Source organism: Sutcliffiella rhizosphaerae (assembly GCF_917563925.1).
GTDB classification, from domain to species: domain Bacteria; phylum Bacillota; class Bacilli; order Bacillales; family Bacillaceae_I; genus Sutcliffiella_A; species Sutcliffiella_A rhizosphaerae.
Genome location: NZ_CAKJTJ010000056.1, coordinates 1 through 13,815, shown reverse-complemented (window position 1 = coordinate 13,815; position 13,815 = coordinate 1). Strand labels below are relative to the sequence as shown.

At 34.3% G+C, this 13,815-nt stretch carries 12 protein-coding genes and 1 pseudogene; 3 read left to right on the top strand and 10 right to left on the bottom strand.

Annotated elements, in window-relative coordinates; genetic code table 11:
• Positions 1–199: 199 nt before the first annotated feature.
• Positions 200–1,627: a serine hydrolase domain-containing protein gene (locus tag LRP81_RS22045; protein ID WP_230505190.1), complete on the top strand. Its 1,428-nt coding sequence runs from the start codon at positions 200–202 to the stop codon at positions 1,625–1,627.
• Positions 1,628–1,850: 223 nt separating this feature from the next.
• Here the strand turns inward: LRP81_RS22045 and LRP81_RS22040 are convergent, their stop codons facing one another.
• The 3 genes from LRP81_RS22040 to LRP81_RS22030 all read right to left on the bottom strand — a co-directional run bounded on the left by LRP81_RS22040 (position 1,851) and on the right by LRP81_RS22030 (position 4,487).
• Positions 1,851–2,312 (bottom strand): DinB family protein, encoded by a 462-nt coding sequence (locus LRP81_RS22040; RefSeq protein WP_230505188.1) that lies wholly within the window; start codon positions 2,310–2,312, stop codon positions 1,851–1,853.
• A 545-nt stretch (positions 2,313–2,857) separates the two neighbouring features.
• Positions 2,858–3,574, bottom strand: coding sequence for a class I SAM-dependent methyltransferase (locus LRP81_RS22035; protein WP_230505186.1), 717 nt, complete (start codon positions 3,572–3,574; stop codon positions 2,858–2,860).
• A 475-nt stretch (positions 3,575–4,049) separates the two neighbouring features.
• Positions 4,050–4,487, bottom strand: a complete 438-nt coding sequence (locus LRP81_RS22030; protein WP_230505184.1) for an Lrp/AsnC family transcriptional regulator — start codon at positions 4,485–4,487, stop codon at positions 4,050–4,052.
• Positions 4,488–4,638: 151 nt separating this feature from the next.
• Here LRP81_RS22030 and LRP81_RS22025 point away from each other — a divergent pair.
• Positions 4,639–5,697: pseudogene (locus tag LRP81_RS22025) on the top strand (alkene reductase); the annotation flags it as partial.
• A gap of 157 nt (positions 5,698–5,854) precedes the next feature.
• On the opposite strand, the gene LRP81_RS22020 reads toward LRP81_RS22025, so the two are convergent.
• The 5 genes from LRP81_RS22020 to LRP81_RS23550 all read right to left on the bottom strand — a co-directional run bounded on the left by LRP81_RS22020 (position 5,855) and on the right by LRP81_RS23550 (position 10,549).
• Complete coding sequence (locus LRP81_RS22020; RefSeq protein WP_230505182.1) at positions 5,855–6,253, bottom strand: VOC family protein; 399 nt, start codon at positions 6,251–6,253, stop codon at positions 5,855–5,857.
• A gap of 501 nt (positions 6,254–6,754) precedes the next feature.
• A complete protein-coding gene (locus tag LRP81_RS22015) occupies positions 6,755–7,354 on the bottom strand; it encodes a hypothetical protein (RefSeq protein ID WP_230505180.1) in 600 nt (199 codons plus the stop codon).
• 501 nt (positions 7,355–7,855) lie between these two features.
• Complete coding sequence (locus LRP81_RS22010; protein WP_230505178.1) at positions 7,856–8,017, bottom strand: hypothetical protein; 162 nt, start codon at positions 8,015–8,017, stop codon at positions 7,856–7,858.
• Between the two features lie 232 nt (positions 8,018–8,249).
• Positions 8,250–8,891, bottom strand: a complete 642-nt coding sequence (gene lepB / locus LRP81_RS22005; protein ID WP_230505175.1) for a signal peptidase I — start codon at positions 8,889–8,891, stop codon at positions 8,250–8,252.
• 473 nt (positions 8,892–9,364) lie between these two features.
• Complete coding sequence (locus LRP81_RS23550; protein ID WP_399208212.1) at positions 9,365–10,549, bottom strand: ABC transporter permease; 1,185 nt, start codon at positions 10,547–10,549, stop codon at positions 9,365–9,367.
• Positions 10,550–11,142: 593 nt separating this feature from the next.
• On the opposite strand from LRP81_RS23550, the gene LRP81_RS22000 reads away from it, so the two are divergent.
• Positions 11,143–11,334 carry a hypothetical protein gene (locus LRP81_RS22000; protein WP_230505173.1) on the top strand — a complete coding sequence of 64 codons (192 nt, stop codon included), beginning with the start codon at positions 11,143–11,145 and terminating at the stop codon, positions 11,332–11,334.
• 291 nt (positions 11,335–11,625) lie between these two features.
• On the opposite strand, the gene LRP81_RS21995 is transcribed toward LRP81_RS22000, so the two are convergent.
• Both LRP81_RS21995 and LRP81_RS21990 read right to left on the bottom strand, forming a co-directional pair.
• The gene (locus LRP81_RS21995) at positions 11,626–13,503 is read right to left on the bottom strand and encodes a BclA C-terminal domain-containing protein (RefSeq protein ID WP_451923575.1); all 1,878 of its coding nucleotides are present in this window, start codon (positions 13,501–13,503) and stop codon (positions 11,626–11,628) included.
• A gap of 20 nt (positions 13,504–13,523) precedes the next feature.
• The gene (locus LRP81_RS21990; RefSeq protein ID WP_230505192.1) at positions 13,524–13,664 is read right to left on the bottom strand and encodes a hypothetical protein; all 141 of its coding nucleotides are present in this window, start codon (positions 13,662–13,664) and stop codon (positions 13,524–13,526) included.
• Between the last annotated feature and the right edge of the window lie 151 nt (positions 13,665–13,815).

Here is a 13,815-nt window from a genome sequence, read left to right as displayed (position 1 = left end):
GTTTATATAATACTTAAAAAATGAATAATAAAGTTGTTTACTTCTTATTGAACTAACGACTCTGTTCGTTTAAGTGTAACTCTTTACAATTACTTGATATTATATAGGTGAATAGAAAGATAAATTAAAATTTAGTTTAGTAGTAAATAAAAGTAGGTTATTTATATTATTCTCTTAAATTTTTCAAAAAGGAGAGTTTATGAAAAAGATTATTGTTTTTGCATTAACAATATTTATATTATTCTCAGGATTCGCAACACAAAGTTATGCGTTGTCAGATTCGAAATCTGCGGCAATACAAGCGTTGCTAGATGATGCCTGTCGTATATCAGGTGTGCCGGGAATGTCAATCTCAATACTTGCTGATGATGAAGTGTTCTTCTTTTCTTCAGGGTATGCAGACCGTGAAAAGGGGTTGTCTGCAAGTGAAAATACACTCTATGAGTTAGCCTCGGTCAGTAAAGCTTTTACCGGTATGGGTATTATGCTGTTGGAAGAGCAAGGGCTGCTCTCAATGACGGACCCTGTCCAAAAATATTTACCTTGGTTTACGCTAAAGTATCAAGGGAAACCTGTTGATATGCAAAGCCTTACACTAAATAACTTTCTTCACCATACCAGTGGTCTAACAAATATTAGGCATCTTCAAAATATTCCACAAGGCAATACACCGGATATGTTGCAAAAGACTGTGGAAATGCTCGTAGATGCTGAATTGGCGTTCCCTCCCGGTGAACAGTATAACTATGGAACCGTTAATTATGACGTATTGGGTTTGGTTATTGAGATTGTGTCGGGACAAAGCTATGAAGACTTTATGAGGGAACAGGTATTTCAGCCGTTAGGTCTTCACCAGACGTATGTTTATAAAGAAGATGCTCAAGCCACTGGACAGTTGGCACAGGGCTACCGTTCTTCCTTTTTTATGACAACTCCATTTAAAGCACCGGATTATGCTGGGAATAAACCCGCAGGCTACATCATTTCTAATACAAAAGATATGGCGCGTTGGATGGGCATACAGATGGGTATCGTGCAGGACATACCTGAAATATTTCGCACGGTTATCGAAAAATCACATAGAGGTGATATGTCTGTTTCGGCTGTCAACGATATGTATTATGCGGCAGGCTGGTCGGTAAACGCCGACCAAACGATTATAAAACACACTGGGGGCAATCCAAATTTCAGAACCGAAGTAGCCATACTGCTAAATGAACGAACAGCCGTCAGCTTGCTGAGCAACGGCGCAAATACCAATATTAACCTGGTACAAAAAGTTAAAGCTATATTAGACGGCAATCTAACTCAGTCATATAAAATGAGCGGCACCCAGCTTTTAGATATCATTTTGTCGTCTATCACAATTATTCTTTGCCTATTTGCCGTTCTGCTATTTCTCTTAGGATTACGCAGAAGGAAAACGAATGAGCAGCAGCCAATGACAAAAAAGAGAATAATCGTAACAGTTATTTTCCTGAAAGCTACGATTGCCCTGGGGATAATGTGCTGTGCTTTCGATTGGTCAACGATACTTATTTGGCAAACATATAGTGTTCTTACAGCTTTGATTTCGTCAACATTATTAACAGCAAGCATTACATGGTTTGTATACACTCACCGATAAAATACCTTGCTCCCAAGATAAGTATATATATTCACAAAGTACCCTTTTCCCCATAGAAAAGAGCGTTCCATAACTTTGAGGAAAGCACCATTAATCGCCAGTAGTTAAGAATAGAGATACTCTACCTCTCGTATTACCAATAGAGTGATATGGTCTAGTGTTTAGATACTCTAGCTAATTGTCCCTTTCATTTTCACAACAGTGCATTTTCAGTTATGACAAGCTAGAGTAAACATTTTTTAATATCATTGATTGCTTGCAAATGCATTCCTTCATGAAAGATAGTTCGAATTAACACTTGTTCTATTGTTCGAATCCCCATTTCAGTAGGGGGATATACTTCTTCTAATCGATGTCCATAATTCTCCATCAATTTGATAGGTTGTTCTTTCAGCAATCTCTTTAGTTCCAAATAAGATGGTGTTTCAGCTGAAAAATGAACCGGTGTTCTGCCATAACCAAACCAATTGCGGAAAATATCTGGAACCTCTGTTTTCTCCTTCGTCAAAGCCTCAATCCATAAGTATTGATCCAAGTAAATATGTCCCATATTCCATCTAATATTATTATTAAAATTATAGGGTACTATCTCAGCTATTTCTGCACTTATACCATCTAAACTATCTAAAATATCTTTTCGGTAAGTCTCTAACTGTTTGAAAAGATTCATATGCCGTTCTTTCATTCTTTATCACCTCTCGTGAAATATATTTTTATTTGTTTTAAATTCTGCACCCTTTCATTTTTCCCTCTTTGAAATCAAAGTAAAAAATAGCTAATTCAGCTGCCCCGTTAGTTTAAGTACATTCTTTCACAAACGTTATGATCAATATCATAAGTTCAATTTTTCATGCAATTCTTCCTCCATTAATTGTCCCGTTTATTTATAGATTCACTTGGACTTTACCTCCTTTGTTTTAAAAAATTCAGATAAATATCGCAATAATAATTTAATATACTTTCCAAATCGAATGGTTGATATATTTACCAATTTTTATTCTAGGACTCTTCTTATAAGGCGACTGTAGGGTAGTGGAGCTTATCCCACTAAATTCCCCACTCTCCTCCTCGTTCTTTAAAAATAATTTTTCGCAATCTGGCCAATTAAATAAAATGATCGCTGATCCATGTTCCTGAATCGTGCCAGTTTGTTGAAGATTTTTAGTAATATTTTATTTACTTTACCTTTTCAATTCATAAGAAAATACAATGCCAAAAAACCTTTTACTTTTATTTTATACCATGAAAAATAAAAGACTTGGTTTCTACAGTTGCATATTTAAACTCCCAATCTCCATAAACTTGTACTTCGGAGAATCCTACTTGTTGTAATGATTTATGAATTTCTTCTTGTGTTCGGAATTTCAACTCCATTTTTTCTTGAACTATTACTTCATTTGTACATGCATTTTTTACAGTTTCATAAAATGTATAAACATCTTCTATAAATCCCTCATATTCCGTCCAAATTTCAAGTGGCTCACCACTTTCCTGATTCGTTGCAACATCAGGTGTCTTATCTATTTCCCATTTTTCCCACTCTTTTGCTAATGGGTTACGTGAATCAAATATAAAAGATCCTCCTGGTTTTAATGATCGATAAACATCTGAAATGACAAGCTGCCAACTTTTATCCGTAAGAAATACTTGAGCAACATTCGCTGTCATAATAACTGCATCATATGTATTTGTTTGTAAATATGAGCAATCTCCGACTATCCAACTTACATCGCCTGGATACTCTTTATTTTTCGCATATTCAATAGCTTCTTTATTTGGATCAATAGCTGTAATTTGATAGTTTGCTTTCGCAAAATGAGATGTCAATCTTCCTGTTCCACAGCCCAAATCTGCAATTTTTTTTACATTTGTCTTTTTTAAAAGGGCTAAAAAGAACTCATCATCTTTGCCCCAGCGATTAATCTGGTCATATACTAGTGGAATCATAAATACCTACTTTCTATTATTCATACTTATTTATTTTTTAATTTTTTTATCCTTACCAATACTTGTACATTGTGTAGCCTTGAAAAAAAGTTTGATTAAAACATGCATTAAATCTTTATTTAACAACAAATGAAAAAATCCATTTTGATAAAAGAGTGATCAAAATGGATTTTCTTTTAATCACTAGGTTCGATTTTTTTATAAAAAAGTTTGATTATTATTTTTAAACTCCTTATTTTACTAAAGTGCCCTATAGTTTAAGTACACTTTTTTCACAAACTTCCTTTAAAGGTTCATTTATTACAAGAATGCTTCCCTTATATACAAGAAAGTACCTACATAATAAAGCATTAATCCATCTTGAATTAATCCTTCCGATAATCTAAGTACATTGGTTCACCATTAACCTACATTACCCTTTAACAAAATAAGAATTATAATCTTCTCCAATATCATATACTTAAAATTCATTGATTTAATTGTTGATTAGTGGAATCAATTTAGTATGTTCTATTGGTGATGACAGTACTATTAATGTAGTTGAATCTCCGAAGGTACCCATTTCATTAATGGCAACCTCAAGCGATTGAAGTGTCTCAGTAACTACTTTTAATAAAAAATTATACTGGCCACTTATTCTATGTAATTCCACCACCTCATTTGAAGCATTACAGAAGGTCACAAAATTTTCACAGCTTTTGGTATGGAATAACAGAAAAGCTGTTATAGGTTTGTTTATTTTTTCTGCTCTTACAATAGCCTGATAGTGATCAATAATTCCCTTTTCCTCCATTCTTCGTACTCTCTCGGTAACGGCTGGTTGAGAGAGTGCTACCTCTTTTCCCAGTTCCGTCATGGAAATGCGACCTTTTTCCTGCAAAACTAAAAGAATTTCTTTATCCAATTCATCCATCATAATCCACACCTTTAAATTCTAATTAAAATGGTCAAAAATACATTAATTTAAAGCTAACAACTGCATTTTAAATGGAATTCATTATTTAATTACTTGTTTTTATTATATAAGATTATTTATGAAGTTAATACTTTAGTAAAGGAGTTAAGAAAAAATGGAAAAAAACGAGTTATTAAATCCAATTAATATTGGTAACTGGCACTTGAAATCAAAAGTTGTGATGGCTCCAATGACACGGAGTTTTGCAGATAACAATACAGGTACTGTTGGTAAAGATATTGTTACCTACTATCGTAAAAGAGCCAAAGATGGTATTGGGCTGATTATTACTGAAGGAATTAATCCTTCACTTAGAGGTAAAGGAACTTTTGGTGTGCCAGGGCTGTATACTAATAGCCAAGTAGATGCCTGGCAGAAAGTAACTGAAGCGGTTCATGAGGAAGGAGGAAAGATTGTAGCACAACTATGGCATGTAGGAAGGCTGACACATCGAGAGCTGACTGGAGGATTCCCACCACAGTCACCTTCCATAATAAAGGCTGATGGTCTTGTCCATCGATTAAGAAAACCTTATGAGACTCCAGAGGAAATGTCTAAGAAAGATGTAAAAGAGGTTATACAAGAATATGCTTTAGCTGCTAGAAACGCAATTAAAGCTGGATTTGATGGAGTTGAAATTCATGGAGCTCATGGTTACTTAATTGATCAATTTATTTCTGAAGTTACCAATAAAAGAACTGATGAATATGGAGGAGATATTTTAAATCGCTTATTATTTATGAAAGAAGTATTAAATGCTGTCATTAACGAGGTTGGCAAAGAAAGAACTATAATTAGATTTTCAGAAATTAAAGATGATATCCCAGATTATAAATGGGCCAATCCTGAAGAGAACATAAAGGCTTTTATTCAAGTATTTAAAGAAATAGGAATTCAAATTATACACCCTTCAACGAATAATTTTACAAAAAAAATGACTGATGACATGACTTTTCACCAACTAGTTAGAAAATATTGGGAAGGTATTATTATAGGGGTTGGAAATTTAAACACAAAGATTGCTTCAGAGGCGATTAAGGAAGGTACAATTGATCTCGCTGCCTTTGGACGACCACTATTGGCTAATCCTGATTTCATTAATAAAATAAAAGAAGGTCAACCTATTAAATCCTATCAAGCAGCAATTGATTTAAAATACTTGAATTAAGAAAACAAATCAGTGCGTTGAACTACTAGTGCTCAACGCATATGTTATTTAAACTCCAATCATTTTTCAAAGCTAATTGCCATTTTTCTTATCTTACTAACCTGCCCCGTTTGTTAATAATAATTCGCAACCAGTATATTTTACCATTTACCTCTTATCACTCTTTTGAAATCGGTTGAAATAAGTCATATGCGTTACCATACAAATCTTCGAAACCTACGCCTTTTCCGCCTGGAACATTTTGCGGTTCCCCATGAAAGGTCACGCCACGGCCTTTCATATCAAGATAGTCTTTTTCAATATCGTCACTTAAAAACATGATTAACACCTGGTTTGCTGCTTGATTACCAATAATTTCTTTTTGCCCTGGTGTGTCTGCTTTGACTAATTCTAGTCTCGTTTCATTTGCAGAATTCGGTGAAACAGTTAGGTACTTCCACCCCGGCGAAAACTCTATTTCATCTCGAACGATGAATCCTAATTTTTTGGTATAAAATTGTTTTGCTTCTTCAAGATCCTTAACTAAAATAGTAACCTGGGATGCTTGTGTAATCATCTCAACATTTCCTCCTTTATCAATTATCTTTCGACTATTAGCCAATTAAACACATTAAAGTCTTTTTATAAGGTTCTGTTTATCAAATTCTAAATTACTCCACTGTTAATTGCTCTTATTCTGCCCCGTTTGTTTAGGTTTGTATAAGTGTATTTAATCGTGATTTAAGGCAATAGCATCGCAACATTTTTATAAACATCATATCTTTATTCCAAACATCGCATCTTTTTTAAAAGTATCGTGACTTTATTATTAAGTCAACACATTGGATTACTTTTCATCTATCTTGCTTATTGCTGAATAATGAATAGTCTCAGTCTCCTGACTTTTTCCTTAATTCCAATTATTTCATAATCTAAAAATATCTACAATATGTAATTCTTCTTTCTAACAAACTTAGAAATAGCGCTAATCCTTTGTTGTTCCATGATTGCACTGATTGTTGAAGAAATGTATCATTAAAATTAATTTCCAAATACCTATATTTTTACTATGAAATAGTTATCTATTATCATTAACTACATTATGGTAATCAATTTCTAAATAATATGTTTCTTTACTTAGAACGTTATAAAAGAAAGGCACAAACTCCAAATCTTTAAAAACATAAACTTCTATTTGTTCATCATTATTTCGATATGCTTCAAATATGCGATGGTTTCCATTAATACAATAAGGTTTGTTATTAGTTAAATATTGGCTCTGAATTACCATTACAGGATTTTTATGATTGGGTTTTATCCGATTTGGATTTTTATTTATGTTACTTTGATTAACAGCATCAATTATATTTGACGGAGAAAACTGTACTGGCTTAATACCCTCTTCTTTTATAAGTGAAGTAGCCCCGTCAATGTCTAAAGCATACTCAAATACACCACTTGGATATTCTACATATAATGAAAATGTTTCATGACCAATCGGATGAATTACAGGGTAAGTTTCATTATTAAGAGATTGATTTAAAGTTTTTAACCACTTTTTAGCAACTTTAGCCCCATGAACAGATTTTTTCTCCATTTCTTTAATACGTGAAATAAAGTGTTTATTGGGGCTAAAATATTGGGATTCTGTTTCATATAATTGAATATTACTTTCCATTTATAATCCTCTCTAACTCCGTTTTAATTGTCTTTTTTTTCAATATAATTTTTCTTCAACTAACCTAACGCTTAATACCAATTATTTCATAATCTAATATTCCATCAATAAAATATTTAGATTGGCTAATATAAAAATTAGCGCAGATTTTTGTACTAGGATAGCGCCCGATAGTTAAAGATCATTGAAATATCTTATTAAGCAAAACTAACTATAGAACATGACCAATTCTAATTAATAACTACCAATTAAAGTATACCTTTTCCAGTTACTAATCCCGAAATATGTTTATACTCTATTACTTCTTTCTTAAAACCATGTTTACATCCAATTTGGACTATCACAAAGTGGAAATACCCTTACTTTAACTAAACCATCTGCATAGTTGCCAGGTGTATTTCTTTCGTCAAGGACTTGAATTCTAATGGAAATATCATATGATTATTGTTATAAACAATACCAACAATCCTTTGTGACTGCCAGACAAAAGTAGCAGCATCATTACCTGGATACTCCAATATCTCTAATAATGTCCTCGGGTGTTACATACCAGTCTTCTGCAAATGGTTCCTTTTTTTCTGGATCTGAAGCCTCAGCATTGAGCAAGTTTCCAGTTGCAAGTATTAATGAAAGTGCAGAAAAGAAAACTAGTAATTCTTTCATGATGCTCGCTCCTATAATTTTTTACAGTTAGTTTCCGCACCTTCAATTATTGTTATCCACAACATCAAAATGGCACTTTTCATAAAAAAGAGGTCAATTCTTGCTGAAGAGAAATGACTTATTGCCCACATTCATACCTCAGATTAAAAAAGCAGTTAAAAATAGCCTTTTCGAATGAGATATTCATTCGTTTGAATATAAAATAAAAAAACCGTCCAAATGGCCGTTTTTTTTAGTGACTATATCCTAATACTTTGCCTTTAATATTCTCTATGGGTATTGCGCCAATCGAGATACTATCAATACTTCTTCCCCATGTATCTCCTAAAATATAAACATAGCCTTTGGGAACTGATAATTTTTCTACGTTTCTATTTACCATTGAATCAATGAATTGTACTATATGCTCTGCGTCATTCCCTTCCTTTAGAGCTTTTTTATACCCGTCTAAATTAACCCCTTTCCAATGCTCTTTTCCATAAAATGTATCCAATTTTTTACCATCAATAAAAATTTGACTAGACTTAATTTCAATTTGTTCATTTGGTAACCCAATTATTCTTGAAATACTGAATTCATTTGTTGGAGAGTTATCCTGATTCATAAATTTATTATAAGATTCTGGTTGTTCATAATAAATGACATCTCCTCTTTGAACTTCTTTTAAATTGTAAAAGTCTATATCTATTACTAAACCCCCATAATAATTGTGATTCCCCCGATCCATGTTATCACTATTATGTTTGTAAATAATCATATTTTCTTCAGCTTTAATTGTTTTTATTTCAGCAGATGTATGTGAATCTGTAACGGTAGTATAATTGGAACAACCAAATAATATAATTACCAATGAAAAAGTTAATATCCGTTTCATAACAAACCTCCTTTTTATTTATTTTACAAAAAAAAACCTATAAATGACCACAATTAAATGTTACAATTTTCTGAAAAGTAAATCTTTTAGTGTGCATTATTAATACGTTTTTCATCCAATTCCTCCCTCTATAAGCTAATACCTATTATTCACTTCACCTCTTATGTTCAACTAAATTTTTTAAGCACAATAAGTGTGACACCAAAGTCACTTTGAATGGTTTTTTGGGGATGTTTTATCATTTAAAGATCTAGTCAAAAAAGTGAGCGCGGATCTTTGTTCCTGAATAGCGCCTGTTTTGTATAATAGCCTATATTTGATTTTTTGTTATATATAGGGTACAGCCAATATTTAGGAAATTTTGTAAGTAATTTTCAACCTAAAAAAGTCGGATTCCAGCACGCTAAGAAACCGACTAACTTTTTATTTGGTTTTGTTAAGCTGAAGCCTCCGTGTGAATACCACGCTATTCTTTAGGCACTTCCTGAAACATTGACTCTCTTTGATACAAAGAAATATACAAACAAATAAACAAATAAACTTCCAATTACAAGATTGAATAAGTTAGCAGTAGAAGTATGCATGAACATTGCGAAATATAGAATAAAAAATTGTACATATAGTATGACCAAGACAAACTTTAAGAAAGAATCTTTTATCTGAGATTTTGAAATAGGATAAAGTATTACACTTTGTTTCATTTCATGTTGTAAAGGAATTACTTGAAATCCAGTCATAAATAAAATGAGGAGATTAAAGATCCAACCACTTGCTGGCATAGCATAATTAACAAATATGCCAATTACAGTTAGTCTTAAAAAAAGATAAAAGTAATCATTATATCTTACAAACAAGTGTGAGTATAAATATACGAATGTACTACTTTGACTATATGGGATACACCTTTTCAGAATCATAGTAAGCAAACGTCTTTTCCGAAAAGAACGTTTAAGATTAGGGATATCCATGAAAATATTAATAAATTTAAAATTGCTTAATAAGGCACTTTCTTCTTCAACTATTAGCCACTGCCAATTCAGATTTCTTTTTTTTCCTATAAAATAAATTAAATAGACGAAATTTATACTCATTAAAACAAGCTCAAAAATCCAGTCATTATTAAATAAAAAGTAACACATTAAATATATTGAAAAAAACCTATTTAGCCTATGTAACACAAATTGTACATGGTTCTTTAACCATTGTTCAGTCCACTTCATTAAAATATTATAAGCAGCAATCCCCACTATAAGAACAAGAAAGAGATGGTTTATATTAGTTGTGTGCAAAAATAGGGATAAAAAAACAATTATGAAACTTACCAATTTAATAACATCAATAACAAAACTATATATAAGTGATTTAATAAAATAGGGCTTTAATCCCCATTCTAATGGCAACAAAAAGATTATATCTGCCCTTTTTACAAAAGTACGGACTTTTGTCTGTTTTAAAATGTAGGTTACAAATAGTGATAAGATTACTTCAACAGATATTTGAGGAGGTATCCACTGTAGAAATAAATTAAAATAATAAATAAAGATACTACTAATGATCAGAAAAAAATAAACAACATTTGCACCAATTATTGAATAGTACCTGAACATTTTTCTATAATATTCCTGAATCCTTAAACCCCATAATGTTTTTATTTCCATTAAGACACCCATACCTTTATTGAATAATATCCCAATCTTTTATTAAAGTTAACATAAATCTCCATTTTCCTTTTTACATAAAGATACCACAAACGACCGTTTAAGGTACCGATAAATATTTTTTAAAAAACAACCTATTTCTATAAATTTATAGAACCAAAACTCATTCCCAAAATCAAAGTAACATTTTTAAATTCGTTTTTGGTGCTAAGTGCGTTATTAGTAGATACTTTTGTTGAAATTATAAAACCTTGGAGGGAAACTACTACTAAAACTTTGACATGAAAAGTAACAAATTTGACAAAAATACCTACTATCTTATAAAAAACTATAGAAAACAAAAAAGATTTCTTTATGATTTATTTAATTATTACTTTCTAGTTACTATATAACTTATAAGTACCTACTTCACACCTTGAACCTTTTGTAACATAATGAATTTGTGCATCATGAAAGAAGTCAAGAAGAATTAATTACTTCTCAAATAAAAAAGAAGCGTATGATATGTCTACAAATTCAAATCAAGTTATATTAAGTATTCGATTTAAAATAAAACCAGGTATGAAGGAAGTTTTCAAAACAGTCTTTTTGCAATGATTAACAATTTCAAAAACGAACCTACTTTTGTAAATGCAATTGTATCAAATGACACTGATAGTCCAGATGAACTTCAAGTTATGAAATATGGAAAAGAACTAAAAATATTAGTTTGTCTCTCTTTCTTTTTGTTTTCATCGCAATTACCCATCATCTATATGGGGAAACCACCTCTGAACTTGACCTAGGCCGTTCCAATTTCATTTGTTTTTTTAAAGTGTTCTCTTAAGCTAGTCATTTAAAAGAGTTCATTAATATAAAAAATATAAAAAGATGTCTAGTAGAAAGTTAGACATCTTTTTATATTTTTAACTATTAATTTTGTTTTTCTTAGCCTTATCTTATCATACCTATGAAGTTAGGAAGAGTTATATTTTGGCATGTATTTAGGAAATAATGTGTACTTAAATGTAAATTCACAACCTAAATAATTAATAAAGCATTAGACTCTCTTAACTTTCTTCTTATCAAATAATATTCTAACTTAATCGAATGATTGTTAACGCTGCTCCTGTTGCTCCCCCTCCTCCTACTAATGTAACCGCACTTACTAGACCAAATAATTGAAGTGAAATAGTATTACCTGCAGTTAACACTATAATCACATCATTATTAAAGCTTGAAGCAGCTATGGCAGGGGATACTATAGATCCACCTAATGCATCTGTACCATTTAACATTAATCTCGAACTAACAAGTAATGAAGCAGTTGTGTTTATTTGATATGTTAGATAATAAGTTCCTGATACAGGAACTGTGAAAGTTGTATTAGTACCGGTAACAGTAAAACCATCTAATATTTGGTGATTCGGAAGAGGAATATTGGTTCCCCCTATTATAACTGCAATAGTAGAACCCGATGTATTAGATGCATACATAGAGTTAGCTGATACAGCAGTTCCAGTAGTTCCGGTCACTCCAGTAACCCCAGTGACTCCAGTAGGTCCAGTTGCCCCGGTCACTCCAGTAACCCCAGTGACTCCAGTAGGTCCAGTTGCCCCGGTAGTTCCAGAGACTCCAGTAACTCCAGTGGCTCCAGTTGCCCCGGTTACTCCTGTAATTCCGGTAGGTCCAGTGGCTCCAGTTGCCCCGGTTACTCCAGTAACTCCAGTTGCTCCAGTTGCCCCGGTAACCCCAGTGACTCCAGTAACTCCAGTGGCTCCGGTTGCCCCGGTTACCCCAGTAATCCCGGTTACCCCAGTAATCCCAGTTACCCCAGTAATTCCAGTAATTCCAGTGGCTCCAGTAACTCCAGTTGCCCCGGTTACTCCTGTAATTCCGGTAGGTCCAGTGGCTCCGGTCACTCCTGTTACCCCAGTTACCCCAGTCACTCCAGTAGCTCCGGTAGATCCAGTAGATCCAGTAGATCCAGTAGATCCAGTAACACCAGTAGCCCCGGTTGCTCCAGTCACTCCAGTGGCTCCGGTCTCTCCTGTAAGCCCTGTTACTCCAGTAGTTCCAGTGGCTCCGGTCACTCCTGTGACCCCAGTTACCCCGGTAACTCCAGTAGCTCCGGTAGCTCCAGTAGATCCAGTAACACCAGTAGCTCCGGTCACTCCGGTCACTCCAGTAGATCCAGTTACTCCAGTGGCTCCGGTCACTCCTGTGACTCCGGTTACTCCAGTAACCCCTGTTACTCCAGTGGCTCCAGTCACTCCTGTAACCCCAGTTACACCAGTAGATCCAGTCACTCCAGTAACTCCGGTCACTCCAGTAACACCAGTAGCCCCGGTCACTCCTGTGACTCCGGTTACTCCAGTGGCTCCAGTCACTCCTGTGACCCCAGTGACCCCAGTAGGTCCAGTTGCCCCGGTAGTTCCAGTGACTCCAGTCACTCCAGTGGCTCCAGTTGCCCCAGTAACCCCAGTGACTCCAGTAGGTCCAGTGGCTCCAGTTGCCCCGGTAACCCCAGTGACTCCAGTCACTCCTGTAAGCCCTGTTAATCCAGTAGTTCCAGTGGCTCCGGTAGCTCCAGTAGATCCAGTAACACCAGTAGCTCCGGTCACTCCGGTCACTCCAGTAGATCCAGTTACTCCAGTGGCTCCGGTCACTCCTGTGACCCCAGTTACCCCAGTAGCTCCAGTTACTCCAGTGACTCCAGTCACTCCAGTAGCCCCGGTTACTCCAGTTACTCCAGTGACTCCAGTGACTCCAGTAACCCCTGTTACTCCAGTGGCTCCAGTGACTCCAGTGACTCCAGTAACCCCAGTAACCCCAGTTACCCCAGTAGATCCAGTTACTCCAGTCACTCCAGTAGCCCCGGTTACTCCAGTGACTCCAGTGACTCCAGTAACCCCTGTTACTCCAGTGGCTCCAGTGACTCCAGTAACCCCAGTTACACCAGTAGCTCCAGTCACTCCGGTAGGCCCAGTAGCGCCTATTGGATAAATACATTCATAGATACATCTGCATCTATCGTACTCACAACAACAATCATTTCTGCATCTATATTGCTCACAGTAACGATCATTTCTGTGCTCACTACGTAACTTGTTTTTATATTTCTTGTAATAATCAACTATTTTACTCACCCTTTCAGCATTTTTCTATTCTTTATAATATGCGTAATTAGAAAAATGGGATTGGATAACATATAATACAAATATTTTTTATCTGCGTTTTTTCCGGTCTATTTTTAGGGAATATTACAAAAACTATAGAATTAGGAC

Coding starts and splice junctions, on each gene's coding strand:
- LRP81_RS22045 (WP_230505190.1), top strand. CDS start 200: ATGAAAAAGATTATTGTTTTTGCATTAACAATATTTATATTATTCTCA.
- LRP81_RS22040 (WP_230505188.1), bottom strand. CDS start 2,312: ATGAAAGAACGGCATATGAATCTTTTCAAACAGTTAGAGACTTACCGA.
- LRP81_RS22035 (WP_230505186.1), bottom strand. CDS start 3,574: ATGATTCCACTAGTATATGACCAGATTAATCGCTGGGGCAAAGATGAT.
- LRP81_RS22030 (WP_230505184.1), bottom strand. CDS start 4,487: ATGGATGAATTGGATAAAGAAATTCTTTTAGTTTTGCAGGAAAAAGGT.
- LRP81_RS22020 (WP_230505182.1), bottom strand. CDS start 6,253: ATGATTACACAAGCATCCCAGGTTACTATTTTAGTTAAGGATCTTGAA.
- LRP81_RS22015 (WP_230505180.1), bottom strand. CDS start 7,354: ATGGAAAGTAATATTCAATTATATGAAACAGAATCCCAATATTTTAGC.
- LRP81_RS22010 (WP_230505178.1), bottom strand. CDS start 8,017: ATGAAAGAATTACTAGTTTTCTTTTCTGCACTTTCATTAATACTTGCA.
- lepB (WP_230505175.1), bottom strand. CDS start 8,891: ATGAAACGGATATTAACTTTTTCATTGGTAATTATATTATTTGGTTGT.
- LRP81_RS23550 (WP_399208212.1), bottom strand. CDS start 10,549: ATGGAAATAAAAACATTATGGGGTTTAAGGATTCAGGAATATTATAGA.
- LRP81_RS22000 (WP_230505173.1), top strand. CDS start 11,143: ATGATTAACAATTTCAAAAACGAACCTACTTTTGTAAATGCAATTGTA.